The organism is Paenarthrobacter sp. TYUT067, assembly GCF_023656375.1.
Lineage (GTDB): Bacteria > Actinomycetota > Actinomycetes > Actinomycetales > Micrococcaceae > Arthrobacter.
On the sequence record NZ_JAMOIT010000014.1, the window covers coordinates 102,734 to 128,252 of the forward strand.

Genomic DNA, 25,519 nt, shown 5'->3' on the forward strand with positions numbered 1-25,519 from the left:
GTTGCCTTGGGTGACAATCAGCGCCGGGACGCGTATTAGGCTGAATTCATGACTGAATACCGACGCCTTGGCCATTCCGGACTCACTGTCTCAGCTGTAGGGCTGGGCTGCAACAACCTGGGCCGCGCCAATACTCCCACCGAGTCCCAGGAAGGCACGGACGCTGTTGTCCACGCCGCACTCGATGCCGGGGTCACTTTCTTTGACGTCGCCGATGTTTACGGTCGGGAGCCGGGGCTGAGCGAAGTCATGCTGGGCAAGGCGCTGAAGGGGCGCCGTGATGACGTGGTCATCGGCACCAAGTTCGGCATGGACATGCGTGGAGTCAACGGCAACGACTTCGATGCCCGAGGCTCGCGCCGTTACATCGTCAAAGCCGTGGAAGCTTCCCTGCGACGCTTGGACACAGACTGGATCGATCTCTACCAGTTCCACACCCCGGACCCGCGGACGCCCATTGAAGAGACGCTGGGCGCCTTGGATGACCTGGTGTCCAGCGGCAAGGTGCGGTACATCGGCCATTCCAATTTTGCCGGATGGCAGATCGCTGAAGCCGAATATGTGGGGCGGCAGTCAGGTGGCGTCCGTTTCATTTCCACTCAGAACCACTACAACCTCCTGGACCGCCGTGCCGAACTCGAAGTGCTCCCGGCGGCAGGAGCTTTCTCCTTGGGCGTCCTTCCTTACTTCCCTTTGGCTAACGGGCTTCTCACCGGAAAATACTCAGCGGGCAAGGCCCCTGAAGGTTCCCGGTTGAGCCACACGCGCACCAACCTGGTGCACGACGCCGATTGGGAGCAGTTGGGCCGCTTCGGCCAGTTTGCCAAGGAACGGGATATCAGCGAGCTTCAGTTGGCCTTCTCCTGGTTGGCTGCCCAGCCCGGGGTCAGCAGCGTGATCGCAGGCGCCACCCGTCCGGAGCAGATCCGCGAAAACGCCGAGGCCGTGCGCTGGGTACCTGACCAGGAGGATCGCGCGGAGTTGGACGAGATCTTCCCGCGGGCGCCGAAGGTTGCACTCTTCTAGCTCGCTCTGCCATCCCGCCCAGCTACAGGCGTCCCTCTCTCACAAAACAGCCCTTAAACCGGAACGCTCTCTCACTTGCTTGAGGCAAGTGGGAGAGCGTTCCGGTTTAAGGCGCGGGATGTGAGAGAGGGACGGATCAGGCAGGTGCTGATGCGACGCCGGGGGCAAGGAATCGCTTGCCGTTCACCCGCTCGGAAGCGCCCACCCTATCCAGGTACGGCGTGATGCCGCCCAGGAACATTGGCCATCCGGCGCCCATAATGACGCAAAGGTCAATGTCCTCAGGGCCCGCTACGACGCCTTCTTCCAGCATGAGCCCGATTTCTTCGGCCAGAGCGTCCTGCGTACGCCGCAGAACTTCCTCGCCAGTGGACGGGGTGTCGCCGAAGGACATGAGGGCCAGCGTCTCGGCAGGGATGACAGGGGTTCCATCCGGTCCCGGAGCCCAGAGGCTCTTCACACCGTTGTCGATGAGTTTCTGCAGGTTTTGCGAGACCGGGAACCGCTCGCCGAACGCGGCATGCAAGGACTCCTGGACGTGTTGTGCCACCGGCAGGCCGACCATGGCGCTCAGGGTGAACGGCGACATTGGCAGGCCCATGGGACGCAGTGCACTGTCAGCCACCTCTGCCGGGGTGCCTTCGTCGAACGCGGCGATGACTTCCCCCATGAGGCGGAGCAGGATGCGGTTGACGACGAAGGCGGCAGCATCCTTGACCAGCACGGCAGTCTTCTTGAGCCCCTTAGCCAGTTCGAATGCCGTGGCCAGGACGGCGTCGTCGGTCTTGGGCGCCCTAACGATCTCCAGGAGTGGCATGACGGCTACGGGGTTGAAGAAGTGGAAGCCCACCAGGCGTTCCGGGTGCTTCAAATCCTCTGCCATGGCTGTCACCGACAACGAGGACGTGTTGGTGGCCAGAATGCATTCGGGAGAAACAATGGCTTCAACCTCGGCGAAGACCTGCTTCTTGATGTGCAGTTCTTCGAAGACGGCCTCGATCACGAAGTCGGCGTCGGCAAAGGCTTCCTTGGAGACGGATCCGGTAATGAGCGCCTTGGTCCTGTTGGCGGCGTCGGGCTTGATCCGCTTCTTGGCCAGCATCTTGTCGACTTCGGCGTGGACGTAGGCGACGCCCTTGTCCACCCGTGCCTGATCAATGTCCGTCATAACGACGGGAACTTTCAGCTGCCGGGCGAACAGCAGTGCCAGCTGGCTGGCCATGAGCCCTGCACCCACCACGCCGATTTTGGTGACCGGGCGGGCAAGCTTACGGTCAGGCGCGCCTGCAGGACGCTTGGAGCGTTTCTGGACGAGGTCCAGGAACGCGTACACCGTGGAGCGGAACTCGTCGGTTTGCATGAGCCCCGCGAGGGTCTCGCACTCGAGTTCAGCCGACTCGGCTTGGGTCATGGTGCGGTTGGCCTCCATGACGTCCAGGACCTTGGCCGGGGCGGGAGAGGCGTTGGAGGTCTTGGACTCCACAAAGGCTCGTCCCGCGGTGACCGCCGCAGCCCACCGGCCGGAGACTGCGTCATCGGCGGCATCAACGGCGTTCTTCCTCTCCGGCGTGACGTCGCCGGAGATAACCCGTGCCGCCCACGCCAGCGACTGTTCCACGAAATCGGCGGGTTCGAACATGGCATCGGCCACGCCGAGCTCGAACGCCTGCGGGCCGGTGAGAGTCCGATTGTTGCTGAGGGGGTTCTCGATCATGACCTTGACGGCATTCTCCGGGCCGATCAGGCGCGGCAGGATGTAGACGCCGCCCCATCCGGGCACCAGGCCAATGAACGCTTCCGGCAGGGCCAGGGCGCCGGCACCCGTCGAGACGGTTCGGTAGGTGGACTGCAGGGCGATCTCCAAGCCACCGCCCAAAGCCAGCCCGTTGATGAAGGCAAAGCTAGGAACGCCCAGGTTCGCGAGGGTGCTGTAGACGGCATGGCCAAGCTGTGCCATCCAAAGCCCGTGCTCGCGTTCCTTGAGAGTCTTAACAGCTGAGAGGTCTGCCCCGGCCACCAGGAAGTAGGGCTTGCCCGTGACGCCGACGCCAACGATTTCTCCCCGTGAGGCCCGCTCCTTGAGGTTGTCCAACACCCCTCCGAGTTCCACCAACGTGTTGGGCCCCAGAGTTGTGGGCTTGGAGTGGTCCAAGCCGTTGTCCAAGGTGATCAGTGCGAAGGTGCCGGCACCGCCCGGGAGGGAGATGTCCTGCACGTAGGAGTGGGTCACCACTTCATCGGGGAAGAGAGCGGCGAGTTTCTGGAATTCGGCGGCGCTCATGCGGCGGCTCCTTCGGTGATGGCCGTGGTGGCCTGGTCAGCAGTGAAAGATTGGTATGCGGCGTGGTGGGGGTTTTCCCAGATGACGGTGGCACCCATGCCCAATCCGATGCACATGGTGGTGATGCCATAGCGAACCGAGTGGTCTTCCTCAAACTGCCGAGCGAGCTGGTTCATCAAACGGACGCCCGAGGAAGCAAGTGGATGTCCGACGGCGATCGCCCCGCCATAGCGGTTGACCCGGGGATCGTCATCGGCGATGCCGAAGTGGTCCAGGAAGCTCAGGACCTGGACGGCGAAGGCTTCGTTGATTTCGAAGAGCCCAATGTCCTCGATGCCAAGTCCTGCGTTTTTCAGCGCCTTTTCGGTGGCCGGTACCGGACCGATGCCCATGACCTCGGGTTCAACACCGGCGAAGGCGTAAGAGACGAGGCGCATTTTGACCGGGAGCCCCAGTTCCTCAGCGGCGTCGGCGGAAGCAAGAACAGCCGCTGTAGCGCCGTCGTTCAAGCCAGCGGCATTGCCTGCGGTGACCCGGCCGTGGGCGCGGAAGGGCGTGCGCAATTCGGCCAGGTCCGCAACGGTGGTGCCCGGACGGGGTGGTTCGTCCGTGGTGTGCAGGGCCCAGCCCTGGCCGGGCTTCATGGTGGCTACGGGGACGAGGTCTTGCTGGATCTGCTCATTGGAATACGCGGCGGCGAGCTTGGCCTGGGAGGCGGCGGCGTAGGCGTCTGTGCGGTCTTTGGTGATGGCCGGGAAGCGGTCATGCAGGTTCTCCGCGGTGTTACCCATGTTCAGCGCCGCGGGATCCACCAGGCGCTCGGACATGAACCGAGGATTGGGATCGGCGCCTGCGCCCATGGGGTGGTTGCCCATGTGCTCCACGCCGCCTGCGATGACGACGTCGTAAGCGCCGAAGCCGATGCCGCTCGCCGTCGTCGTTACTGCCGTCATGGCACCTGCGCACATGCGGTCGATCGCGAATCCGGGTACTGAGCGGGGGAGTCCGGCCAAGAGTGCCGCTGTGCGGCCGATGGTGAGGCCCTGGTCCCCGGTCTGGGTGGTGGCGGCGATGGCGACCTCGTCGATCCGGTCCGCGGGAAGAGAGGGATTGCGTCGCATCAGCTCGCGGATGCACTTCACCACGAGGTCATCGGCGCGGGTACCCGCGTAGATGCCTTTCTCGCCGGCTTTGCCGAAGGGTGTACGCACGCCATCGACGAAGACGACATCGCGGACGTTTCTCTGAGCACTGCGGGATGAACTCATGTATTAACTCCTCGTTGAGACATGGCGCCGAATCCCGCATCGCGGGCCCTTCGGCTGGCATTGATGCAATGTTACTCGTGGGTAACTTAGCATGCAAGGTCCGCCCGGGTCCGTGTCCTTGGGACGCGAAAGGCCTGCCGCCACGAACCACGGTTCGCGGGGGCAGGCCTCACATCGGGAAGGAGCTTAGCCGGCATTGCCGGAAGAGTGCGCGTCCGTGGGCGCTTTGGCTTCCTTGGCCTTGCTCTCTTTGGCGGGAAGCGGGGCGGGGTTCAAGCACGCTTCAGTGAGTAGGGGAGCCGCGAAGGAGATCTGCCATTCCCGGGCGCCCAGGGACCGCAGTTCCTCAGCGACGGATTCCAGGGAGATGTCGGCCGGAGGACGCCAGGTGACCCGCCGCAAATAATCCGGTGTCAGCAGGTTCTCCACCGGCAGCTTCAGCTCATCGGCCTTGGCCTGAAGGGCCGGCCTGGCGGTGGCAAGACGAGCCGCAGCCTCGGGATCCCGATCCACCCAGACCCTGGGTGGGGGCGGAGCGTTGGTGGGCAGGTGGAGGGGCGGGAGGTCAGTGAGTGTCCGGGCATTGGTGATGCAGCGCAGCCAGCGTGGGGCTTCCCTTTGAGCTGAGCGTCCGTGGAAGCCCTTGGTGGCCAGCAGTTGAGGCACCGTGGTGGGCATGGCCTTGGCTGCGGCCACCAGTGCGGAGTCCGGGATGAGGCGGCCGGGCGCTACGTCGCGTTTGCGCGCCAGTTGGTCCCGCTCCAGCCACAATTCACGGACAGCGGCCAGTTGCCTGCGGTCGCGTATCTGGTGGAGACCGGAGGTTTTCCGCCAAGGATCCACGCGCGGGGCCGACAGGCCAGCGGCAAGTATTCCTGCGAACTCCTGTTCGGCGTATTCGAGCTTGCCGTCGGCTTCCAGTAACTCGATGAGTTCCTCCCGGAGCTCCGCGAGGACTTCGACGTCGAGGGCTGCGTAACGCAGCCAGGGCTCCGGCAAGGGGCGCGTGGACCAATCGGCCGCGGAGTGTTCCTTGGCCAGGCCAAAGCCGAGGAGTTGTTCAATAACTGCGGCAAGTCCAACCCGGGGGAGTCCCGCAAGGCGGGCGGCTAGTTCGGTATCGAAGAGTTTGTCAGGCCACATGCCGAGTTCCGAGAGGCAAGGGAGATCCTGGGAGGCCGCGTGCAGGATCCATTCGACGCCGCGGAGGGCGTCATTGATGATGTTCAGGTTCTCGAAGGGCTCTGGATCTATGAGCCAGGTTCCGGCACCTTCGCGACGGATCTGTACCAGGAAAGCCCGCTGGCCGTAACGGAACCCGGATGCGCGTTCCGCGTCCACTCCGGCAGGACCCGTTCCGGCCGCGATGGCGGCTGCGCACCGCTCCAGCCCTGACAGGGTGTCGATGACCACGGGTACCCCTTCGCGGGGAGTATCGAGATCGATAATTTCAGGGACGTGGCTGTCGAAGCCGTCTACCTTGATGTGGGTGGTGGGATCAGCAACCGGATCGCCGGCCGTGGTGTTTTCCGGATATTCAGGGGTCATGGTGGCTTAAGCTTACCGATTCCGGCCGCAGCAGGGCGTTGCCGGTCCATTGGGGGTACCCGATGATGCGTTTGTCACAGTCAATTGAGTCTCCTGTTGGGCAATCCGGTGACCCCTGGTGGCAGGGGTGGCAAGCCCGCGAAGGTGCAGACCATGTCGGACCAGGCTTCGAGGTGGGCTTGGACATCCTGGCTGGCGGGTGTCCAGGATGCCCGCAGTTCAATGTCTATGGTGTCCGGCCGCTCAGCCAGGGTGCCGAAGCTTTCGGAAAGAATTCTTGTCGCCGTGCCACCGGCAGCGCGGTAGGGCGCGGCGTGGTTCTCCAAGGCGTCCACCAGCCACGTCCAGGCAACGGAGCCAAGCATGGAGTCGTTTCCCATCTCAGCGTCCATTTGGGCCCGAATGTACGTGACGATGCGGAACTCCCCTTCCCAAACGGCGGAACCGTCGGGGTCGTAGAGGAGGATGAAGCGGCCGGTAGCGAGTTCGTCGTCCTCTTCGCTTGAGGGGCTGGTGCCCTGGCTCGCAGCGAAGGCCTTGGCTGCTGGTCCGTGCACGGGAACCCGGCGGGTGGCGGCAGTAGGGCTGAATACCTCAGCTCCCAGTGCAACTGCGTAGGGAGCCAGCCGGGCAGGAGCGGGGATCTCGTCAAGCCGCAGCTCGCTACGGCATTGTGCTTTTCGTAGTGATCCCAAGGCGAAGAGAAACTCCGAGGGAACCTGTGCGAGGGCGTTCACCATCGCAGATTATGCGTCCGGGGCGGCGAATCTGTGCAGGCTCGCCGCCCCGGGTTGCAGGTGTTATGTGTTAGGCCAGCTCGCGTCGGATCGCCGCTACGAAGGCATCGATGTCCGCCTCCGTGGTGTCGAACGAACACATCCACCGCACTTCGCGGCGGGCAGCGTCCCAGTCGTAGAAGGCGAAGGACTCCCGCAGCTTGTCCGCCACGCCTTCGGGAAGTATGGCGAAGACCCCGTTGGACTGTGTTGCCTGGGTTGGCTCCACGCCGTCGATTTCCTCAACAGCTGTCCTTAGGCGGGCGGCCATGGCGTTGGCGTGGGCGGCGGAACGCAACCACAGGCCATCCTCCAGGAGGGCGATGAACTGGGCTGAGATGAAGCGCATCTTCGAGGCCAGCTGCATGTTCATTTTGCGCAGGAACTTCAATCCGTCGGCGGCTTCCGGGTTCAGTGCCACCACCACTTCGCCGAAAAGCAGGCCGTTCTTGGTGCCGCCGAAAGAGAGGATGTCCACGCCGGCATCGCGGGTGAAAGCGCGAAGGGGGACATCCAGGTGGGCGGCAGCGTTCGCCAGCCGGGCACCGTCCATGTGAAGCTTCATGCCCTTCGAGTGCGCATGGTCGGCGATGGCCCGCACTTCATCCGGCGTATAGCAGGTCCCGAGTTCAGTGGTTTGGGTGATGGAGACCACCAGCGGCTGGGCGCGGTGTTCGTCGCCCCAGCCCCAGGCCTCACGGTCGATCAGCTCAGGAGTGAGTTTGCCGTCGCCGGTGGGAACCTGCAGGAGCTTGATGCCGCCCACCCGCTCCGGTGCACCGTTTTCATCCATGTTGATGTGCGCTGTGGAGGCGCAGATCACTGCACCCCAACGGGGGAGGAGGGATTGCAGGGCAAGGACGTTGGCACCGGTGCCGTTGAAGACCGGGAACGTCTCGATGCCGGGGCCGAACTGCTGCTCCAGCACCTCCTGCAGCCGTGCCGTGTACACATCCTCGCCGTAGGAGACCTGATGTCCGCCGTTGGCGGTTGCCAGCGCTGCGAGGATCTCCGGGTGCACGCCGGAATAGTTGTCGGATGCGAATCCGCGAACAGCAGGATCATGCAGTTGAACCGGATCATGCAGTTGAGCAGGTTCATGCAGTTGAACCGGGCCCGGGGTGTCCGTGGCGCCGTGGATTGCCTCTGTTGTGCTCGTCACTTGTTCATTCACGCTTTCAAGTCTATTTGGGCCGGCAGGATTCTATGTGGCCAGCAGGATGCGCTGGCCGTTGAGGGCTGCGGCCGGTTGTTCAAAGAGTCCGACGGCGGCAGTCGCCAATTCTTCAACATCAGTGAAGCCCGGGAACCGCCTTTCGGGATGGGCCTGCCGCATGGCGGCGTCAACGAGGGCTTTCACCACAAAAATCACCGCTGCACTGTGCTGCTCGGTACTGTGCTGCTCGGTGCTGTGCTGCTCGGTGGGAGCACCAGTGTTTCCGGTGTTGCCGCTTTGCGCCCGCCCGAAGCCGTCGGCTATGGCAAGGGTCCAGGCTTCCGCGGCTGCCTTTGCCGCAGCGTAGCTTGCGGCCGCAGCTGTGGGGGAAGCTGCGGTAGTTGATGACACTATGGCCAGCCGGCCGTGTGCAGATGCTTCTAGTTGGCTGTAGAAGACCCGGGAGACGTTCCGCAGCGTGGTTACAGCGCTGCGCTCCATGGCCTCCCAATCCTCGTCGGTTTGGTCTTCGATGCCCTTTGCTCCGCGCCAACCGCCCACCAAGTGGATGACGCCGTCGACGCCTTCAACACCGAGCCCGGTGAGAGTGGCCGCGAGGTCCCTTACGGACTCCAGGTTGGCGAGATCGCAGACCAAAGGTAGCGCCGCATTGCCTGCTTCGGCGGCAGCGGCCTTGATACGGGCTTCGTCCGAGCCCACAGTGAGCACCCTGTGACCGGCGGCCCCCAAAGCGCGCGTCACGGCGATGCCGGAAGCGCTGCTTCCGCCGGTCACAAGGATAGTCAGTGTGGTCATCAGGCCGCAGTCGCGCCCGTGATGCCCGTGGTGGAGTCAATGATGGGGCGCATTTTCTTCTCCAGTGCTTCATAGAACATGGACAGGGGGAATTCGTCGTCCAGCACCTGGTCCGTGAGGCCGCGGGGCGGGCCATCCAAAGGAAGTGCTTCCGGACCCTTGGCCCATACGGACGCCGGGTGGGGAGTCACAGTGCTCGAAATGAGCTCGTATGCCGCAAGCCAGTGGGCAGCCTTCGGGCGGTCGATGGAGCGCCAGTACAGCTCTTCGATTTTGGCGCCGAGTTCCACCACCACCGCGGCAGCTTCGTCCCAGTCGATAGAGAGTTTGCTGTCCGTCCAGTGGAGAACGTGGTGCTGGTGCATCCAAGCGAAAAGGAGCTGGCCGCCCAGGCCGTCGTAGTTGCGCACACGGCTGCCGGTGATGGCAAACCGGAAGATGCGGTCGAAGATCACTGCATACTGGACCAGCTTCGCATGCTTGCGGGCATCGGGATCGGCCTCTTCGTCCTTTTCAATGCGCACGGATTCACGGAACGCGGTCAGGTCGCAGCGCAGCTCCTCGAGGGAGTACAGGAAGAACGGCATGCGCTGCTTGATCATGAACGGATCGAAGGGGAGGTCGCCGCGCATATGGGTGCGGTCGTGGATCAGGTCCCACATGACGAACGTACGCTGGGTCAGTTCCTGATCCTCGATCAGCTCCGCTGCGTCCCCGGGAAGTTCCAAGGACGTGGTTGCCGCAGCGGCCTTGAGTACCCGGCGGAACCGGGCGGCTTCACGATCGGCGAAGATGGCACCCCACGTGAACGTAGGCGTCTCACGGACTGCCACCGTCTCCGGGAAGAGCACGGCCGAGTTGGTGTCGTAGCCCGGAGTGAAGTCCACAAAGCGGATGGGGACGAACAGCCTGTTGGAGTATTCGCCTGCTTCCAGGCCGCCAATGAACTCGGGCCAGATGACCTCGATCAGGACTGCTTCGACCAACCTGTTGGTGCTGCCGTTCTGTGTGTACATGGGGAAAACAACCAGGTGTTGCAGGCCGTCAACGCGCTGCTCCTGGGGCTGGAACGCCTGAAGGGAGTCCAGGAAGTCCGGTACCCCGAAGCCTCCTTGAACCCAGCGGCCGAAGTCTTCCACCAGGAGTTCCAGGTAGCGGGCATCGTGAGGGAAATGCGGTGCCAGGGCCGAGATGGAGTCTGTAATAGTGGACACCAGGCTTGCCGCCTCGGGGTGCACTGCGGAATCGGCGATGGAGCCGTCCTGTTCCTGGAGCGCCTGGAGGGCGGTGGCTGCTGCCTTCAAGGACATCCACTCAGCGTCGTCGGCGGTGACGCGCTGGGCGATAACGGTGGTGATAGTGGTCATGGAGCTCGGCCCTTTCGAAGAGGTAATTGCTTCTGGGCCGAGCGTAGCAAGCGGGAAGCGTTGCTAATCCAAGAATGGCTTGAGCGTAAGAAACTCTTGGCCATTGGGTGGGTCGGGGCCGGTTGAGGCCTAGTTCTCTTCCGGCGTCACCAGACGCAACGAGACGGAGTTGATGCAGAATCGCTGGTCCGTAGGCGTTCCATAGCCCTCACCCTCGAAAACGTGTCCCAAGTGTGAATCACAATTAGCGCAGCGCACTTCCACCCGATCCATACCCATGGTGCGGTCGTGAAGATACCGGACGGTGCCCTCTGCCAGTGGGGCCCAGAACGACGGCCAGCCGCAATGGGAATCAAACTTCTCCCGGCTGGTAAACAACCGGCTGCCACAGGCGCGACACTGGTAGACCCCTTCGGTGTGGGTATCCCAGTACTCACCCGTGTACGGCCGCTCGGTGCCTGCCTGCCGAAGCACCCGGTACTCTTCGGGCGTCAACTCCTCGCGCCACTGGGCATCGCTCTTTTCCACGGGAACGGCAGCCCCCTCGGGCGCGGAAGTTGTGTTGCTGGTGTTCTCAGGAGTGTTCATGTCTAATGCAACGCTTACGAGTCGCCGATAAATCCCGAGCCCGCATACAAGTGCAGGACCGGAAGGCCCAGCTGGTCCTGTGCCTTATTGGCCCAGTCAGTGTGGAACGTGTCCGCAATCGCATGGGGCCGGGTAATGACCACAGCCTGGGCAGCATCCACCGCCCGGACTTTTGCCACCAAGCCGGCCACGGCACCGCCGTCGACGACCTCGCCGGTAACGCCTCCACCCAAGCCGGCCAGCGCCGCAAGCGATGCTGCCAGTGTCTCGGAGGCCTCCGCACGTTCAGCCTCAGGATCCGGGTGCTGCGCAGTGAGCTCCCGGAACGCCTTGGCAATATCCAGCAGCGACAGATTTTCCAGGAAATCCACCAGAAGGTGCCGTTCAGTATTGGAGGGAACCAAGACAATAAGGGGCGCATCACCGCCGTCGAGCAGTTTGGCGATGTTAACGCGGTCGTCGGGGCCGAGGGGCTCTTCAGTCAGGATGACGATGGGATCACTCATGACTACAGCGTAGTCCCGGCGAACCGCAGACCGCAGACTTTGCAACGCTGACTCGCGCGAATCAATCCCCTCACGGAACGCCGCGCTACCCACACCTGCACCACGCCGCGCCGGGGACCAGCAACAATGGAACCATGGCATCGACTACCCCGCCAGCGAGCGACGCTGCAGACAAGAAACTTTCTCTCCGCACCAAATGGGCCATCGCCGGCTTCCTGGCGGGCGGCACCCTCGCCAGCCTGGTGGGGGCGGGGTCCTCCGCGCTCGCGGTGTATTTCGCCCGCCGCGTCATCACCCCTGCCGCCCGGCACGAAGACCAGGAAGTCCTGGCCGTGATCCGTGGCGACAAGGGGCAAGGCGACAAAGGACAACAGGTTATCCTGGCCGCCACGCCGGACAGCACTATTGACGGCGTGTTCAGCCTGTTCTTCTCCGGTGGCAAAGGCCACGCCAGGATAGGCCGGATCGTGTCCTATTCGCCCGCCGAACAGACCGTGCTGCGCGAGGTTGAGGAAGTTTACAGCGGCAACATCTCGGAGGCGCGCCGTGCATGGTGGAGCGGGGCTACGTATCCGGATCCTGCCGCGATCGGTCTGGCGGCCGAGGATGTGGACATAGAGATCGACGGCGGGGCGGCACCTGCCTGGCTGATCCGCGCCGAAGCGTCGGCAGCGGCGCCGGTCTGCGCCATCATGGTCCATGGTCGCGGAGCAACGCGCCTTGAGGGCCTCCGTGCCGTCCGCACCGCGCGCGAACTCGGCATGGACAGCCTGCTGATCTCCTACCGCAACGACGGCCTGGCTCCTTCCGCGCCGGACGGGCGGTATGGCTTGGGCTCTACGGAATGGCGCGACGTTGAGGCCGCCATCGAGTACGCGCTGGACCGGGGTGCCCAGGAGATCGTTCTGTTCGGCTGGTCCATGGGTGGGGCCATCAGCCTGCAAACAGCGGACCTGTCCAAGCACCGTCACCTCATCCGTGCCCTGGTGCTGGACGCGCCGGTCATTAATTGGGTCAACGTGATGGCCCATCACGCTGAGATGAACAAAATTCCCTACAACGTGGGCCGCTACGGGCAGATGATGCTAAGCCACCCCCTGGGGCGCAGGCTGACCGGGCTATCGGCACCTGTGGACTTGAAAGCCATGGACTGGGAAGCCCGCGCAGTTGAGCTGCGGACTCCCACCCTGCTGATCCATAGCGTGGACGACGACTACGTGCTCTTTGGCCCGTCCGCCAGTCTCGCGGAAAAGAACCCCGAGATGGTCACGTTTGAACCCTTCGACGGCGCCCGGCACACCAAGGAGTGGAACGTCGATCCCGAACGGTGGGAGCGCCTGGTCCGGGCGTGGCTGCAGAGGCAACTGGCTCCCCGGAACAACCCGGGACAGCCCGGCGCCACTGGATAGTCCGGCTCAGGGGCGGGCTTTTGGCGGTGAGGGGTCAGCCTCGATGTTTCTCGCTGGTGCCAATGGGAGCGGTGATGGCCTCGGTGAGCCGGATCAGGTCCGCCGGGCCCAGCTCAATATCCAGTCCGCGGCGGCCTCCTGAGACGAGGACGGTGGTGAAAGCCAAGGCGGACTCGTCAACCACCGTGGGAGAGCTCTGCCGCTGCCCCAGTGGCGAGATGCCTCCCAGAACATATCCCGTGCGTCGTTCCGCCGTGCGAGGGTCCGCCATGACGGCCTTCTTGGAACCGAGAGCTGCAGCTACCGCCTTCAAGTCCAGATTCCCGGATACCGGAACGATGGCCACTGCCAAGCGGCCCTCAACCTCGACCATGAGAGTCTTGAAAACCCGGTCCGGATCGATGCCCAGAACTTCAGCGGCCTCCAGACCGTAACTGGCTGTCCCGGGATCGTGGGCGTAGGGGTGCAGCACATACGGAACGCCGGCCGCTGCAAGTGCTGCAGTTGCCGGCGTTCCCTGTGAAGCCGTTTTCTTGGCCATCGCGTGGTTGTGTCCCTCAGATTTCCAGCCGGTCAGCTTTCCAACCGGCTGGCGGCTGCTACTTTCCGCTTGATGCGCCCCAGCATGGCGGTCATTCCCCGCATACGCAGGGGAGTGATGGCCCGGGTCAGGCCCAGCAACTCAGGCATATCGTCGGGAACGGCAAGAATTTCCTCAGCCGTCAATCCATCCAAGCCCTCGTGCAGAACCCCTGCGAAGCCCCTGGTTGTGGGTGCTTCCTGAGGAGCTTTGAAGAAGAGCCGGTAGGCGCGGGCGCCGCCGTCGGGGTTTTTCTCGGACTCGATAGTGAGAAACAACGGTGACTGGCACTCCACAACCTGTTCCAGCAGCTCAGGGTGGTCCTTCAAGCGCTCCGGAAGCTCCGGCAAGCCCCTCGAAAATTCGAGAAGGAGTTGCAGGCGGTCAGGCTCCGTCAGCGCCTGGAAGTCATCGACGATTTCCGCCAGGGCGGTGGGCAATGTGTTGGTACTCATCACTTCCAGCTTACGCACAACAAGGGGCAATGCATCGTGTGTGCCGGAACACTACGGATGCCTTCACCGAGGATCAATTGCAGAGGTGGCTAGTTGCGGACCAAGGAGGAAGGTACCGAGCCACGCTCAGCACCCTTGACGATGGGAACCCGCACAGCATTGCCCCACTCAGTCCAGGAGCCGTCGTAGTTACGGACGGAGTCGAATCCCAGCAAGTATTTCAGCGCGAACCACGTGTGGCTGGAACGTTCGCCGATCCGGCAGTAAGCCACCACGTCATCCCCGGCCTCCAGGCCAGCCTCGCCAAGGTACAGGGCCTCCAGTTCTTCGCGGCTCCGGTAGGTTCCGTCTTCAGCCGCGGCGCGTGCCCAAGGGATGGATGCGGCCGTGGGAATGTGGCCGCCGCGCAGGGCGCCCTCCTCCGGGTATGCCGGCATGTGCGTGCGCTGTCCCGTGTATTCCTCAGGGGAGCGGACATCAATGAGGGGGTTGCCCAGGTGTGCCAGGACATCTTCCTTGAATGCCCGGATGGGAGCATCGTTGCGCTCCACCTCCGGGTATTCACCAGCGGCGGGCTGGGGAACGTCGGTGGTCACTTCGCGGCCTTCGGCGATCCACTTGTCCCGGCCGCCATCAAGAAGGCGGACGTCCTCGTGGCCGAACAACGTAAAGACCCAGAGTGCGTAGGCAGCCCACCAGTTGGACTTGTCGCCGTAGATGACCACGGTGCTGTCGCGGGAGATGCCCTTGGAAGCAGCGAGGGCGGCAAAAGCGGCGCCATCAACGTAGTCGCGGGTGACCTCGTCATTCAGGTCCGTGTGCCAATCGATTTTGACGGCGCCCGGGATGTGGCCTGTTTCGTAGAGGAGAACGTCTTCGTCGGACTCGACAACAACAAGCTTGCCGTCGGAAATGGCGCCGTCGGCGATGGCTGCCGCGAGCCACTCAGTGGACACGAGGCGTTCAGGGTTTGCGTATGCTGCAAACTTATCGTTCTGTTCAACTGGGTAGGACATGGTGATGGCCTTTCACTGACAACGGTCGGAGCCAGGCCGTGGGAGGTGGTGCAGGTGCCGGCCGGGCGTGCTCCAACACTAACCACGGGCAGCCAGGAATGCTTCCCAGCGGTCACACGGTGAAACATGGGCTTGGTCACGTGACGGTTTGGCCAGTGTCCGATGCCGGTATTCTTGCTGGGGACCCAACACCGAAGGAACGGACCACCGTGGTAAAGATCGAACAACTGGCTGCCCGCACACCGGCAGTCTCTGTGGAAGAACTCCTCAAGGGTTTCTACCCGTCTCCTCGATTTGGAGAGGTATCGTTCGACAGCTACCGGCCGGATCCGTCCCAACCGAGCCAGGCTAACGCGGTGAAGCTGCTTTCCGGATTCGCCGACGCCGTGGGATCCGAGGACGGTGGCGGGCTTTTCAAGAAGTTGTTCGCCAAGAAGGCCCCGGCAGCGAGGGCAGGAATCTACCTTGACGGCGGCTTTGGCGTGGGAAAGACACACCTTCTGGCTTCTCTCTGGCACAGGTCGCCGGGGCCCAAGGCGTTCGGTACGTTCGTGGAATACACCAACCTTGTGGGTGCGCTGTCCTTCCGCAAGACAGTGGAAGCCCTCAGCAGCTACAAGCTGGTGTGCATCGACGAATTCGAACTTGATGATCCGGGCGACACCGTGCTCATGTCCAGGCTGATGCGTGAACTGGCCGACGCCGGCGTGAAGCTGGCAGCGACGTCCAACACCCTCCCCGGATCACTGGGGGAGGGACGCTTCGCTGCCGTGGACTTCCAGCGCGAAATACAGGTTCTTGCGGATCAGTTTGACGTAGTCAGAATCGACGGCGAAGACTTCCGTCACCGAGGCTTGCCCGCGGCCCCCGCGCCGCTCAAGACCGAAGAGCTCAAGCACCGGATGCGTGCCGAGTTCGACGGAAAGACCGTGGCCGTTGATGATTTCCGTACGCTCGTCAACCACCTGGCCGCAGTCCACCCCAGCCGCTACCGCCAGCTCATTTCCGGCGTGGAGGCCGTGGTGTGGAGCGACGTCGAAACAATCACCGAACAGGCTGTTGCGCTCCGCTTCGTGGTACTGGCGGACAGGCTCTACGACAAAGATGTGCCGATCCTGGCCAGTGGGGTACCGTTCGACCAACTCTTCACCGAAGAGATGATGACCGGTGGTTACATGAAGAAGTATTTCCGTGCCGTGTCCAGGCTGACGGCTTTGGCACGCGAAGCCCAAAACCACGAGCCTGCCTGATTCAGGCCTGCTGCGCGATTCAACCCTTCTGAACAGGTTCGCGGCTCTTCAGCAGCCAGCGAACCGCTATGCCGCCTGCCAAGGCCCAGAAAGCAGCGCCGATCCCGGCAACGCTCAACCCTGAGGCTGCCAGCAGGAAAGTGATGCAGGCCGGGATGCGTTCCTCGGCTACCGCCAGTGCTGATGAGATGGACGAAGCCAGCGTTCCCAAAAGAGCGAGCCCTGCAACGGTTTCCAGGAGTCCGGGCGGGGCGGCAGCCACCAGGGTGACCAGGGCGGCGGAGGCAGCGGCCAGCACCAGATAAGCGATGCCTGAGACGAACGCGGCGATCCAGCGCCTGCCATGGTCCTTTCCGGCCTCTTCACCAGCAGCCAGGGCTGCGCTGAGGGCGGCCAGGTTGATCGCATGGCCACCGAAGGGTGCTCCGGCGATCGTTCCAGCTCCCGTCACGAGCATGGACGGCCGCCACGGCGTGGTGTACCCAAAGGATTTGAGGACCGCGACGCCGGGAATGTTCTGCGACGCCATGGTCACGATGAAGAGCGGGAGCGCCAGTCCTACCGCGGCTCCGACGGTAAATGCAGGCGTGGTCCACTCCAATCTTGGTAAAAGACTGCCTCCGGATACCTGAACACCGGTGGTTGAGATGTGGATGCCGATGACAGCCAGGGCCACCAGCAGCGATGCCGGAACCGACCACCGTGGTGCGAATTTCATCAGGATCACCCAGCACAACACCACCGGCGCGATGAACAGGGGCGCTGATCCCAAAGATTTGAAGGGTGCAAGGCACAAGGGCAGCAGCACCCCGGCGAGCATCGCCTGCGCCAAAGCCGTAGGGATCTTTGCCATGATCCTCCCCAAGACGGGCAACAGTCCCGTGAGGAGAATCAGTACCCCCACCATCAGGAACGCACCCACAGCAGCCGGCCACCCGCCGTCGACCATTCCGGCAGAGGCGAGCAGCGCGGCACCTGGTGTGGACCACGCGAGTGTTACCGGCATCCGGGACCGCCACGACAACCACAAGATACCCAGTCCAAAGGTGAGGGTCAGCGCCAGCAGGCCGCTGGATGCTTGCGCTTGATTGGCGCCTACGGCCTTCAAACCCGCAATGACCACTGCGAACGAGGACGTGAAACCGACTAAAGCGGTGACAACACCTGCGGTGACAGGCGGGCCCAGCGTCTCCTTAGGGGCGCGGCTTTGGACGGCACGGGTTGAAGCTGAAGGCATAAGGTCCAAAGTACCTGACCTGGTGGAAGTCTCCCGACCGGTTTCGTGGCTGCCGCCTGGGAAACGCCCAACGCTAGGGGCATCGCTTAGACGCCAAGGGCGCCGCTTAAACGCCAAGGGCACCGGTGGCGCCTCTCGGCGGGACCGGTGCCCCCTTGACGTATCTGGTACGGCGGCTCAGGCAGCTACGGCTGCTTCGGCTCATCCGTGACGGGAGCCTGTCCAGGCTGACCGTCGTTCTTGGCCACGAAGTCGGAAGCGGCATTCTGGACTTTGTCGACGTGACCGGCGTACTTACCGCCCGTCTTCTGATCCACAAAATCCCCGGCCTTTTCGATGCCATTCTTGATGGCTTCTTCGTTGCCTTGAATGAGACCCTGAGCCTTGCCCTTCAGGTCGTCAATTAAACCCACGGGCACCTCCCTTCCATCGCGGAGCCAGTTCGCTCCTCCGCGTCCGACCCTAACACCAGTTCTGCGGGGTGCCAAGGGTTCTGCGGAGGCCTGTGGACGAACTACGCCAACGGCTTACTCTCAACCTTGTGGCGCGGGCTGTTCGGGTTCATGAGGGAGTGCCTGCGGCCATAGGCGAAGTAGATGATCAAGCCGATGACCAGCCATGCGCCGAACCGGACCCAGGTTTCCCAGTGGAGCTGGAACATGAGGAACGCCGATGCCAGGACGCCGAAGGCGGGGACTGCCGGCATGAACGGCAGGCGGAAGGTGCGCGGGGCGTTGGGCTTGGTGTAGCGGAACACGATCACGGAAATGCAGACCACCACGAAGGCAGCCAGAATGCCGATGTTGGTGAGATCGGCAACTTCCTTGATGGGGAAGACTCCGGCGAGGAATGCCGAGGCAACACCGGCGATCCATGTGACGCGCTGCGGGGTTCCGTGCTTGTCAGTCTTGGCGAACCAGCCCGGGAGCAGGCCGTCACGGCTCATGGAGAACCATACGCGGGTGACACCCAGCAGGAATGTCAGCATCACGGTGAGGATGGACAGGACCGCGAATACCGAAATGATAGTGGCGATCACAGGCAATCCGACGCCGGTGAATGCAGATGCGAAGCCGGCCGTGGGATCAATGTCCTTGTAGTTCTGCATGCCGGTGAGTACGAGGGTTGCGGCAACGTACAGAAGCATTGCGACGATCAGCGACAGGATGATGGCCTTGGGCATGTGCTTTTTGCCGTCCTTGGCCTCTTCCGCAGCTGTGCTCATGGCGTCATAGCCGAAGACGGCGAAGAAGACGGTGGCGGCGCCGGCCAGGACGGGCCCAAAGCCGCTGGGCATAAACGGGTTGTAGTTCTCGGTGTTGATGTAGAAAATACCCAGCCCGATAATGAACAGAATCAGGATGACCTTGATGGCGACTGCCACCAGTTCAAACCGGCCAAACGCCTTGGTGCCACGGCTCAGGATCCAGGTGACCAGGAGGCAGACAAGGATGGCCGGAAGGTTGATGATTCCGCCCTTGCCCTCATCGGCCGTGGACGTCATCCAGGTGGGCATATGGATTCCGATGCCTGAAAGGAAAGCATCGAAGTAGCCGGAAATGCCGATAGCCACCACAGCCACAATGGCGATGTACTCCAGCAGGAGGTCCCAGCCGATGAACCAGCCGATGATCTCTCCCAGAGCTACATAGCCGTAGGTGTAGGCCGAGCCGGCGCGGGGGATCATGCCGGCAAACTCGGCGTAGGACAGTGCTGCTGCGCCGGAAGCGAGGCCGGCGATGAGGAACGAGAAGAGCACGGCAGGGCCAACGCCGGGGTTGCTCTCGCTGCCATGGGCTACCAGCCCGGCCAGCGAGAAGATGCCGACGCCGATAATTCCGCCGACGCCAATGGCTGTCAGCTGCCAGAGGCCAAGACTTTTGAAAAGCCCGCTGTGTTTGTTTTCTTCCTCGATGTCGTCGATCGGCTTGCGCCTCAGGACGGACTGTGAAGCCGTCTGTTGGTTCATGGGGGTACTCCTGCCGGTGGGCGTGGAACGGTGATGAGCTCGCAGTACATTATGCGAGCCGAATCACATTAGATAAAGCGACTTCTTCCGAGGGGTATCGGTTACTTCCATTAATGAATTGGATATCCGCAAAATCCGAGCATAAAAAAAAGCAGCTCCTGGGAGCTGCTTTCTTTATTCTGGAGCGGACGACGAGATTCGAACTCGCGACATCCACCTTGGCAAGGTGGTGCTCTACCAGCTGAGCTACGTCCGCACATGCTGCCTGCCGGGTATAAGCCTGGCTGTCAACAACAAACAAGTTGCCTTGTTTTGGTGGGCGATACTGGGATCGAACCAGTGACCTCTTCCGTGTCAGGGAAGCGCGCTACCGCTGCGCCAATCGCCCGTTACCGGGTCCTTCAATAGGAGAGCGGACGACGAGATTCGAACTCGCGACATCCACCTTGGCAAGGTGGTGCTCTACCAGCTGAGCTACGTCCGCACATGCTGCTTGCCGGGTTGATGCCCGGCCTTCAACAACAAACAAGTTTCCTTGTTCTGGTGGGCGATACTGGGATCGAACCAGTGACCTCTTCCGTGTCAGGGAAGCGCGCTACCGCTGCGCCAATCGCCCATGCATCCAGCCAGCTGCTGGAAGACATGGTTTTCACCGAGGTGGGTACGGGATTCGAACCCGTGTATACGGCTTTGCAGGCCGCTGCCTCGCCTCTCGGCCAACCCACCGTGTAAGCAGATTTCCGAAGAAGTCTTGCCTTGACAGTGCCTTGCGAGCGGACGACGAGATTCGAACTCGCGACATCCACCTTGGCAAGGTGGTGCTCTACCAGCTGAGCTACGTCCGCAGTGTCGTTATCGGCGGGCAGCCTTGCAGGCATTCCGTCGCTTTCCGACGAGTAAAAACTCTATAGGAGGTTCCTGCAAACTCCAAATCGGTAGCTTGCTTTTGATCGCAGTGGCGGCTGGATCCTTGTATTCACGCGGATTTAGGCGAATTTCACCGCTGTAATTTCACTGTTGTAGTTCGAGGGCGGTCTGAACATCAGGATCCGTTTTGCATTCCGGCGATGGTCCGTTAGTGTTTTCTATGCACCCGGGCGATTGGCGCAGTGGTAGCGCGCTTCGTTCACACCGAAGAGGTCACTGGTTCGAACCCAGTATCGCCCACAACCTGTATGCAATGGTTAAACCCCGTTTGGACTGACTGAGTCGGTCCGGACGGGGTTTTTCCTTATTCAGCTGTTTTCCAGTGCAACCCGTATGCCTGCCCGATTTCTGGTTTCTGCGTCACGATTCACGTGCACGCGACACCCATCAGCATGCACGAACAAGAGGAGCCGGAACTGCTCCCGGCCGTCACGGAAACTGCCGCCCGCCTTGTAGATCTCTCAGCGACCGCGCCGATCCTCGCCGGCAAGCTGGCCAGGCTGCCTCCTGAGCAGCTTGCCGTGATCTTTCCGCGGATGAATTCTGTCGGTCCTCTGTGACACAGTCTTTATATGACTGCTCCACTGCTTGCCCACGCTACTGACTACGGCCGGATGTACGCCCGCTCCACCACTGAGCAATTTTCTGTGCCGTCCATCACCACAGTGATCGGACAACAGGCGCATGCTTTGGACGGTTGGTTCAGTTACATGGGCGCAAGCAGCCTGGCTGCAGATCCTGAGCTTCCGGCCATCCTCGGAAGTCCTGCCAGGATTCGTCAGGCCATCAACAAAGCCTCCAAGGCCGCCGAGGTTTATCGGGATGCAGCTGCAGCACGCGGGGATCGTGTTCATACATACTGCGAACAGGTGGCCCTGCGGGCCATGGGGCGGCCGCACCGTCTGGAAGAATGCCGGGAAGACCTCGCCGCCCATGGAGAACAGGCCTTTGCTGCCCGCTTTGATGAGTGGTGGGAACTCTACCGGGTAGAGCCCCTCGCGCCCGAGATCACGGTGTGGAACAAAACGGTGGGTTATGCCGGAACGTTGGACCTCGTGGCCCGGATCAACGGCCGCATCTGCCTGATTGACTACAAAACCAAAGGCACTACCCGCGACGGTACGGTCAAAGCCTTGGATGACAAAGTGGTCATGCAGCTCGCGGCCGGGATGAAGGCAGAGGAAAGTCTGGTGGATCCTGTTGCAGGTGAATGGGAGCCGTGGAAGTACGGCGATAACCCCATGTTGCTGGCAGTAGCTATCGGCGAGACCGAAGTCAGGCCGCAACGGGCCAATCCGGACATCCTCAAGCACCACTGGTGGAAGTTCTGCGCCTTGCGGCGCGTGTGGGAGATGTCAGCGGACGTTGTCGCGGCCGGACAGCCGTTGCTCCCTATTGCTCCGCCCGTCTTCGCTTCAGCAGGCGCCGCACCTGCAGCAACATGACCTCAACTAAACTGGCCTAGGCCCCGTAACAACCGGAGCCTGGTTTGACGATCGTGAGGACTGACAGCAGATGGCAATTTTGAGTATCCGAATCATCGGGGATCCGGTGCTGCGCACCGTAGCTGACCCCGTCACCGATTTCGGTCCGGAGCTCGCCAAGCTGGTAGCTGATATGACCGAAACCATGGAAGACGTTGAAGGTGCCGGCCTCGCCGCTCCTCAAGTGGGGGTAAGCCAGCGGGTGTTTACGTACCGCATTGGGGGAGTGGAAGGACACATCATCAATCCGGTCCTGGAAAACAGTGAGGATTTCCAGCCGGACGAAGTAGAGGGTTGCCTCTCCATTCCCGGTTTGGGCTTTCCCGTGCGCCGTTACCGGGCTACCAGGGCTACTGGCGTGGACTTGAACGGGAATCCGGTGTCGGTGGAGGCGGAGGGCATGTTGGCCCGTTGTTTCCAACACGAGACAGATCACCTTGACGGCGTCCTCTATACCGACAGGTTGGAAGGGGACGACCGAAAGGCCGCCCTCCGTGCCATCCGGAACGCCAACTATCACGCCATCACGGAGCAAACAACCTCCCAACGCGCCAACTCCGTGGGCTCCAGTTTCGGCGGCGGTAGTTTCGGAGCTCCCGAGTGAGGGTCCTCTTCGCAGGAACGCCCGCTGTGGCTGTGCCGTCGTTGGATGCCTTGGTTAAGGCTGGCTTCCAGATCGTTGCGGTCCTCACCCGGCCTGATGCGCCCGTGGGCCGCAAGCGCGTTCTGACGCCTTCGCCGGTTGCTGCACGAGCCATGGAACTTGGTATCGAGGTCATTCGAGCGGCAAAGGTCGACGCGGAAACCACACAGAGAATCGCGGAATTCGCTCCCGACGTCGCCGCAATCGTTGCTTACGGCGGCATTGTTCCCAAGGCCGCGCTGGGTGTACCCGCACACGGCTGGGTCAACCTGCACTTCTCCCTCCTCCCTGCATGGCGCGGTGCGGCGCCCGTGCAAAGATCCATCATCGCGGGCGATGACGTCACCGGGGCGGCTACTTTCCAGCTTGAAGAAGGCCTGGATACCGGGCCTGTATTTGGCACACTCACAGAAACAGTTCGTCCTGAAGATACCGCGGGTGATCTGCTCGAGCGCCTGTCCATCAGTGGCGCGGTACTGCTGAGCCAGACCCTTTCCGCCATTGATGCCGGGCAGGCTGCTCCTCAGCCGCAGACCGGGGAGATCTCCCTCGCCCCCAAGCTGACGCTCGACGACGGTCGTCTCGACTGGCAGCAGCCGGCCCTTGCCTTGAACCGCCGGGCGCGAGGAGTTACCCCTGAACCCGGAGCATGGACAACCTTGGACGGCCAGAGGGTCAAACTTGAACCCGTGACTCTCCGGCCCGATATCAAGGATCTTCCGCCGGGGAGCATCAAGGTGGACGGCAAGTCGGTTCTGGTAGGTACCGGTTCCCATGGAGTGGAGCTTGGCCGGATCCAACCGGCCGGTAAGAAAATGATGTCGCCTGCCGATTGGGCGCGCGGCCTGGCAACACCCGAGAGAGTGGTATTCGAATGAGCGAGTCCGGCCGGCGAGGCCCCAACAACAGCGGGAGCCGGGACGGCGGCGGGGCGGGCAACCGGGACTCACAGGGTAACCGTGGCGCCCGCAGCGAAAGCAAACGCAACGCGCAGGGCCGGGAACGGAACAGGGGACCGCAAAGGGGTTTTACCAATAACGCTCCTTCGCAACGCACACGTCGCGCTGATCCAGCCCGGCTCGTGGCCTTTGAAGTTCTTCGGGCGGTTGCCTCCGAAGACGCCTATGCAAACTTGGTGCTGCCGGCACGTATCCGCGAGCACCGCCTGGACCGGCGCGATGCTGGCTTCGCCACTGAATTGAGCTACGGGGCTTTGCGCGGGCAGGGTACCTACGATGCCATCCTGGCCCGTTGCGTGGACCGTCCCTTGGAGCAACTGGATCCGGCCATCCTGGATGCGCTGCGAATCGGCGCCCACCAGCTGCTCTCCATGCGTGTTCCGGCGCACGCAGCGCTGGATCAGACCGTCGGCCTGGCACGCGCCGTCATCGGAGCCGGACCATCGGCCCTCATCAACGCCGTACTTCGCAAGGTCACTGCCCACACCATGGGCGAGTGGCTGGAGATCGTGCTGGATGACGAATCCGACGAGACAAAAATTGCTGCCCTGCGCCACGCCCACCCGGAATGGATTGTCCGTGCACTCCGCCAATCCCTGGTGAACCACGGTCGCCCCAAATCCGAGATTGATGCGCTCTTGGAGGCCGATAACGCGGCCCCGGTGGTTAACCTGGTGGCGTTGCCCGGTCTTGGAAACCTGGATGAGGCTTTCGATCATGGAGCTACAGCAGGTGAGCTGGTGGAAGATTCAGCTCTTTCAGCCGGCGGGGACTTGGGCCGTTTTGAATCGGTCCGCCGCGGTACTACGCGCGTCCAGGACGTGGGATCCCAGCTGGTTGCCCGTGCTTTGGCTGGAGTTGAGCTGGGCAATTCTCCTGCACAGAGTGAACGGTGGTTGGACTTGTGCGCGGGGCCCGGTGGCAAGGCTGCGCTCCTTGCTGCCTTGGCGCACCGCGACGGCGCTACCCTCCTGGCCAATGAGCCGGCACCGCACCGGGCCAAACTTGTTCAGCAGGCACTCTCGGCTGTGCCGCATGAGGCGTGGACAGTGCGGACCGGCGACGGCCGCGAAGTGGGTGCGGAGCAGCCCGAAACTTTTGACCGCGTGTTGGTGGACGTACCTTGCAGTGGACTTGGTGCCCTGCGAAGGCGGCCGGAATCCCGGTGGCGCCGCTCTCCCGCGGACATCGGTGACCTGGGTCCGTTGCAGCGTGACCTGTTGAAGTCCGCGCTTGATGCCGTCAGGCCCGGTGGCGTGGTGGCGTATGTGACGTGCTCGCCGCATCCGGCCGAGACCACGGCCGTTGTTGCGGACGTGCTTGCCAAGCGTGAGGACCTTGAACTGCTGGACGCCGGGCAGGCGTTGGACGATGTCAGCCTTACCGGAAATCTTGGTGCAGGTCATGACCTCACGGCCCAGCTATGGCCGCACGTTCACCAAACGGATGCCATGTTTATGGCACTCATCCGCAAAAAGCCGTAGCTGCCGTAACCCGGTTTCCCATTCTCACCCACCCGAAGGGGCTGCTTTGTCTCAGTGCTGTATCAACCCGAGCATCCTGTCAGCGGATTTCGTCAACCTTGAGGCGGAACTGCAACGGATCAGCAATGCCGATGCCGTCCACGTGGACGTTATGGACAACCATTTTGTTCCCAACCTGACGCTGGGCCTGCCCGTGGTGCAAAGGATCCAAGCAGTCAGCCCGGTTCCGCTGGACGCACACTTGATGATCTCCGACGCCGACCGCTGGGCGCCTGCCTACGCGGACGCCGGCGTCGCGTCGGTGACGTTCCACGCCGAAGCTGCCATGGCGCCGGTCAAGCTGGCCCGCGAACTGCGCGCCAGGGGGTCCAAGGCCGGCATGGCCTTACGTCCCGCTTCACCCGTGGAGCCTTACCTGGACATGCTCAGCGAACTGGACATGCTGTTGATCATGACCGTGGAGCCCGGATTCGGGGGTCAGGCATTCCTGGACATTACGTTGCCCAAGATCCGGCGTGCGCGGGCAGCGATTGAGGGGTCGGGGATCGGCGTCGCCATCCAGGTGGACGGTGGTATCACTGAGGAGACCATTGCGCGCGCGGCTGAAGCCGGCGCGAACGTCTTTGTTGCAGGCTCGGCCGTGTACGGGCATCCAGATCCCGCGGAGGCGATCGAGAAGCTTCGTGCAGCAGGTCAAGCCGCTGCTTGGACAAACGGCTGACGACCGTCACCACATGTTACGAAAATGGCCCGGGAATAGCCCAGACATCTTTG

Annotated in this window: 24 protein-coding genes and 7 tRNA genes; 10 read left to right on the top strand and 21 right to left on the bottom strand. The window is 62.5% G+C overall.

Features of this window, described 5'->3' with window-relative positions; all coding sequences use genetic code 11:
- Positions 1–48 precede the first annotated feature (48 nt).
- Entirely contained in the window at positions 49–1,026 is a 978-nt protein-coding gene (locus tag MOD31_RS14015; protein WP_142939461.1) for an aldo/keto reductase, read from the top strand.
- A gap of 136 nt (positions 1,027–1,162) precedes the next feature.
- Here the strand turns inward: MOD31_RS14015 and MOD31_RS14020 are convergent, their stop codons facing one another.
- From MOD31_RS14020 to MOD31_RS14060, 9 genes are all read right to left on the bottom strand, one after another.
- On the bottom strand, positions 1,163–3,307 hold the full coding sequence (locus tag MOD31_RS14020) for a 3-hydroxyacyl-CoA dehydrogenase NAD-binding domain-containing protein (RefSeq protein WP_223942321.1): 2,145 nt from the start codon (positions 3,305–3,307) through the stop codon (positions 1,163–1,165).
- Positions 3,304–4,575, bottom strand: coding sequence for an acetyl-CoA C-acyltransferase (locus tag MOD31_RS14025; protein WP_250820939.1), 1,272 nt, complete (start codon positions 4,573–4,575; stop codon positions 3,304–3,306). Before MOD31_RS14025 ends, MOD31_RS14020 begins: the two co-directional genes overlap by 4 nt.
- A gap of 186 nt (positions 4,576–4,761) precedes the next feature.
- Complete coding sequence (locus MOD31_RS14030) at positions 4,762–6,123, bottom strand: HRDC domain-containing protein (protein WP_250820940.1); 1,362 nt, start codon at positions 6,121–6,123, stop codon at positions 4,762–4,764.
- 80 nt (positions 6,124–6,203) lie between these two features.
- Positions 6,204–6,863, bottom strand: coding sequence for a DUF3000 domain-containing protein (locus tag MOD31_RS14035; RefSeq protein WP_142939448.1), 660 nt, complete (start codon positions 6,861–6,863; stop codon positions 6,204–6,206).
- Between the two features lie 67 nt (positions 6,864–6,930).
- Positions 6,931–8,073: a low specificity L-threonine aldolase gene (locus MOD31_RS14040; protein ID WP_166842010.1), complete on the bottom strand. Its 1,143-nt coding sequence runs from the start codon at positions 8,071–8,073 to the stop codon at positions 6,931–6,933.
- A 30-nt stretch (positions 8,074–8,103) separates the two neighbouring features.
- Entirely contained in the window at positions 8,104–8,871 is a 768-nt protein-coding gene (locus tag MOD31_RS14045; protein WP_250820941.1) for an SDR family NAD(P)-dependent oxidoreductase, read from the bottom strand.
- Complete coding sequence (locus tag MOD31_RS14050; RefSeq protein WP_166842012.1) at positions 8,871–10,238, bottom strand: DUF6421 family protein; 1,368 nt, start codon at positions 10,236–10,238, stop codon at positions 8,871–8,873. Before MOD31_RS14050 ends, MOD31_RS14045 begins: the two co-directional genes overlap by 1 nt.
- Positions 10,239–10,367: 129 nt before the next feature.
- Positions 10,368–10,826 (bottom strand): peptide-methionine (R)-S-oxide reductase MsrB, encoded by a 459-nt coding sequence (msrB, locus tag MOD31_RS14055; protein ID WP_142939444.1) that lies wholly within the window; start codon positions 10,824–10,826, stop codon positions 10,368–10,370.
- Between the two features lie 14 nt (positions 10,827–10,840).
- Positions 10,841–11,332, bottom strand: a complete 492-nt coding sequence (locus MOD31_RS14060) for a hypothetical protein (protein ID WP_026005514.1) — start codon at positions 11,330–11,332, stop codon at positions 10,841–10,843.
- Positions 11,333–11,466: 134 nt separating this feature from the next.
- Between MOD31_RS14060 and MOD31_RS14065 the strand changes: the two genes are divergently transcribed.
- Positions 11,467–12,741: a S9 family peptidase gene (locus MOD31_RS14065; protein WP_250820942.1), complete on the top strand. Its 1,275-nt coding sequence runs from the start codon at positions 11,467–11,469 to the stop codon at positions 12,739–12,741.
- A gap of 34 nt (positions 12,742–12,775) precedes the next feature.
- Here the strand turns inward: MOD31_RS14065 and ybaK are convergent, their stop codons facing one another.
- The 3 genes from ybaK to MOD31_RS14080 form a co-directional block, all read right to left on the bottom strand.
- Positions 12,776–13,282 carry a Cys-tRNA(Pro) deacylase gene (gene ybaK, locus MOD31_RS14070; RefSeq protein WP_166842014.1) on the bottom strand — a complete coding sequence of 169 codons (507 nt, stop codon included), beginning with the start codon at positions 13,280–13,282 and terminating at the stop codon, positions 12,776–12,778.
- 32 nt (positions 13,283–13,314) lie between these two features.
- A complete protein-coding gene (locus tag MOD31_RS14075; protein ID WP_250820943.1) occupies positions 13,315–13,776 on the bottom strand; it encodes a SufE family protein in 462 nt (153 codons plus the stop codon).
- Between the two features lie 89 nt (positions 13,777–13,865).
- The gene (locus tag MOD31_RS14080; protein WP_223942325.1) at positions 13,866–14,792 is read right to left on the bottom strand and encodes a sulfurtransferase; all 927 of its coding nucleotides are present in this window, start codon (positions 14,790–14,792) and stop codon (positions 13,866–13,868) included.
- Between the two features lie 209 nt (positions 14,793–15,001).
- On the opposite strand from MOD31_RS14080, the gene zapE reads away from it, so the two are divergent.
- A complete protein-coding gene (gene zapE / locus MOD31_RS14085; protein WP_142939458.1) occupies positions 15,002–16,042 on the top strand; it encodes a cell division protein ZapE in 1,041 nt (346 codons plus the stop codon).
- A 19-nt stretch (positions 16,043–16,061) separates the two neighbouring features.
- Here the strand turns inward: zapE and MOD31_RS14090 are convergent, their stop codons facing one another.
- The 9 genes from MOD31_RS14090 to MOD31_RS14130 form a co-directional block, all read right to left on the bottom strand.
- Complete coding sequence (locus tag MOD31_RS14090) at positions 16,062–17,279, bottom strand: benzoate/H(+) symporter BenE family transporter (protein ID WP_142939439.1); 1,218 nt, start codon at positions 17,277–17,279, stop codon at positions 16,062–16,064.
- A 185-nt stretch (positions 17,280–17,464) separates the two neighbouring features.
- Entirely contained in the window at positions 17,465–17,698 is a 234-nt protein-coding gene (locus MOD31_RS14095; RefSeq protein ID WP_014921420.1) for an antitoxin, read from the bottom strand.
- A gap of 95 nt (positions 17,699–17,793) precedes the next feature.
- Positions 17,794–19,248 carry an amino acid permease gene (locus MOD31_RS14100; protein WP_166842016.1) on the bottom strand — a complete coding sequence of 485 codons (1,455 nt, stop codon included), beginning with the start codon at positions 19,246–19,248 and terminating at the stop codon, positions 17,794–17,796.
- Between the two features lie 180 nt (positions 19,249–19,428).
- Positions 19,429–19,504 (bottom strand) — tRNA-Gly (locus MOD31_RS14105).
- A 57-nt stretch (positions 19,505–19,561) separates the two neighbouring features.
- Positions 19,562–19,636 (bottom strand) — tRNA-Val (locus tag MOD31_RS14110).
- Between the two features lie 23 nt (positions 19,637–19,659).
- Positions 19,660–19,732, bottom strand: a tRNA-Gly gene (locus tag MOD31_RS14115).
- 57 nt (positions 19,733–19,789) lie between these two features.
- A tRNA-Val gene (locus tag MOD31_RS14120) sits at positions 19,790–19,864 on the bottom strand.
- A gap of 39 nt (positions 19,865–19,903) precedes the next feature.
- Positions 19,904–19,974 (bottom strand) — tRNA-Cys (locus MOD31_RS14125).
- Between the two features lie 46 nt (positions 19,975–20,020).
- Positions 20,021–20,093 (bottom strand) — tRNA-Gly (locus tag MOD31_RS14130).
- A 250-nt stretch (positions 20,094–20,343) separates the two neighbouring features.
- On the opposite strand from MOD31_RS14130, the gene MOD31_RS14135 reads away from it, so the two are divergent.
- The 7 genes from MOD31_RS14135 (at position 20,344) to rpe (ending at position 25,466) form a co-directional block, all read left to right on the top strand.
- Positions 20,344–20,415, top strand: a tRNA-Val gene (locus MOD31_RS14135).
- A 152-nt stretch (positions 20,416–20,567) separates the two neighbouring features.
- Entirely contained in the window at positions 20,568–20,735 is a 168-nt protein-coding gene (locus MOD31_RS14140; protein WP_160147655.1) for a hypothetical protein, read from the top strand.
- Between the two features lie 12 nt (positions 20,736–20,747).
- Entirely contained in the window at positions 20,748–21,620 is an 873-nt protein-coding gene (locus tag MOD31_RS14145; protein WP_142939437.1) for a cytochrome, read from the top strand.
- Positions 21,621–21,690: 70 nt separating this feature from the next.
- Entirely contained in the window at positions 21,691–22,263 is a 573-nt protein-coding gene (def, locus tag MOD31_RS14150; protein ID WP_142939436.1) for a peptide deformylase, read from the top strand.
- The gene (fmt, locus tag MOD31_RS14155; RefSeq protein WP_166842017.1) at positions 22,260–23,180 is read left to right on the top strand and encodes a methionyl-tRNA formyltransferase; all 921 of its coding nucleotides are present in this window, start codon (positions 22,260–22,262) and stop codon (positions 23,178–23,180) included. Before def ends, fmt begins: the two co-directional genes overlap by 4 nt.
- On the top strand, positions 23,177–24,745 hold the full coding sequence (locus tag MOD31_RS14160) for an RsmB/NOP family class I SAM-dependent RNA methyltransferase (protein WP_166842018.1): 1,569 nt from the start codon (positions 23,177–23,179) through the stop codon (positions 24,743–24,745). The genes fmt and MOD31_RS14160 overlap by 4 nt, the downstream gene beginning before the upstream one ends.
- 46 nt (positions 24,746–24,791) lie before the next feature.
- Positions 24,792–25,466: a ribulose-phosphate 3-epimerase gene (rpe, locus tag MOD31_RS14165; protein ID WP_142939433.1), complete on the top strand. Its 675-nt coding sequence runs from the start codon at positions 24,792–24,794 to the stop codon at positions 25,464–25,466.
- Positions 25,467–25,519: the final 53 nt, after the last annotated feature.

What these genes read in the sequence shown, in the direction of transcription:
- MOD31_RS14060 (WP_026005514.1), bottom strand. Translation starts at nt 11,332, where the DNA reads ATGAGTGATCCCATCGTCATCCTGACTGAAGAGCCCCTCGGCCCCGAC.
- MOD31_RS14145 (WP_142939437.1), top strand. Translation starts at nt 20,748, where the DNA reads ATGACTGCTCCACTGCTTGCCCACGCTACTGACTACGGCCGGATGTAC.
- MOD31_RS14045 (WP_250820941.1), bottom strand. Translation starts at nt 8,871, where the DNA reads ATGACCACACTGACTATCCTTGTGACCGGCGGAAGCAGCGCTTCCGGC.
- MOD31_RS14065 (WP_250820942.1), top strand. Translation starts at nt 11,467, where the DNA reads ATGGCATCGACTACCCCGCCAGCGAGCGACGCTGCAGACAAGAAACTT.
- MOD31_RS14050 (WP_166842012.1), bottom strand. Translation starts at nt 10,238, where the DNA reads ATGACCACTATCACCACCGTTATCGCCCAGCGCGTCACCGCCGACGAC.
- ybaK (WP_166842014.1), bottom strand. Translation starts at nt 13,282, where the DNA reads ATGGCCAAGAAAACGGCTTCACAGGGAACGCCGGCAACTGCAGCACTT.
- MOD31_RS14080 (WP_223942325.1), bottom strand. Translation starts at nt 14,792, where the DNA reads ATGTCCTACCCAGTTGAACAGAACGATAAGTTTGCAGCATACGCAAAC.
- MOD31_RS14090 (WP_142939439.1), bottom strand. Translation starts at nt 17,279, where the DNA reads ATGCCTTCAGCTTCAACCCGTGCCGTCCAAAGCCGCGCCCCTAAGGAG.
- msrB (WP_142939444.1), bottom strand. Translation starts at nt 10,826, where the DNA reads ATGAACACTCCTGAGAACACCAGCAACACAACTTCCGCGCCCGAGGGG.
- MOD31_RS14075 (WP_250820943.1), bottom strand. Translation starts at nt 13,776, where the DNA reads ATGAGTACCAACACATTGCCCACCGCCCTGGCGGAAATCGTCGATGAC.
- MOD31_RS14100 (WP_166842016.1), bottom strand. Translation starts at nt 19,248, where the DNA reads ATGAACCAACAGACGGCTTCACAGTCCGTCCTGAGGCGCAAGCCGATC.
- MOD31_RS14015 (WP_142939461.1), top strand. Translation starts at nt 49, where the DNA reads ATGACTGAATACCGACGCCTTGGCCATTCCGGACTCACTGTCTCAGCT.
- MOD31_RS14160 (WP_166842018.1), top strand. Translation starts at nt 23,177, where the DNA reads ATGAGCGAGTCCGGCCGGCGAGGCCCCAACAACAGCGGGAGCCGGGAC.
- MOD31_RS14025 (WP_250820939.1), bottom strand. Translation starts at nt 4,575, where the DNA reads ATGAGTTCATCCCGCAGTGCTCAGAGAAACGTCCGCGATGTCGTCTTC.
- MOD31_RS14035 (WP_142939448.1), bottom strand. Translation starts at nt 6,863, where the DNA reads ATGGTGAACGCCCTCGCACAGGTTCCCTCGGAGTTTCTCTTCGCCTTG.
- MOD31_RS14030 (WP_250820940.1), bottom strand. Translation starts at nt 6,123, where the DNA reads ATGACCCCTGAATATCCGGAAAACACCACGGCCGGCGATCCGGTTGCT.
- def (WP_142939436.1), top strand. Translation starts at nt 21,691, where the DNA reads ATGGCAATTTTGAGTATCCGAATCATCGGGGATCCGGTGCTGCGCACC.
- MOD31_RS14140 (WP_160147655.1), top strand. Translation starts at nt 20,568, where the DNA reads ATGCACGAACAAGAGGAGCCGGAACTGCTCCCGGCCGTCACGGAAACT.
- MOD31_RS14020 (WP_223942321.1), bottom strand. Translation starts at nt 3,307, where the DNA reads ATGAGCGCCGCCGAATTCCAGAAACTCGCCGCTCTCTTCCCCGATGAA.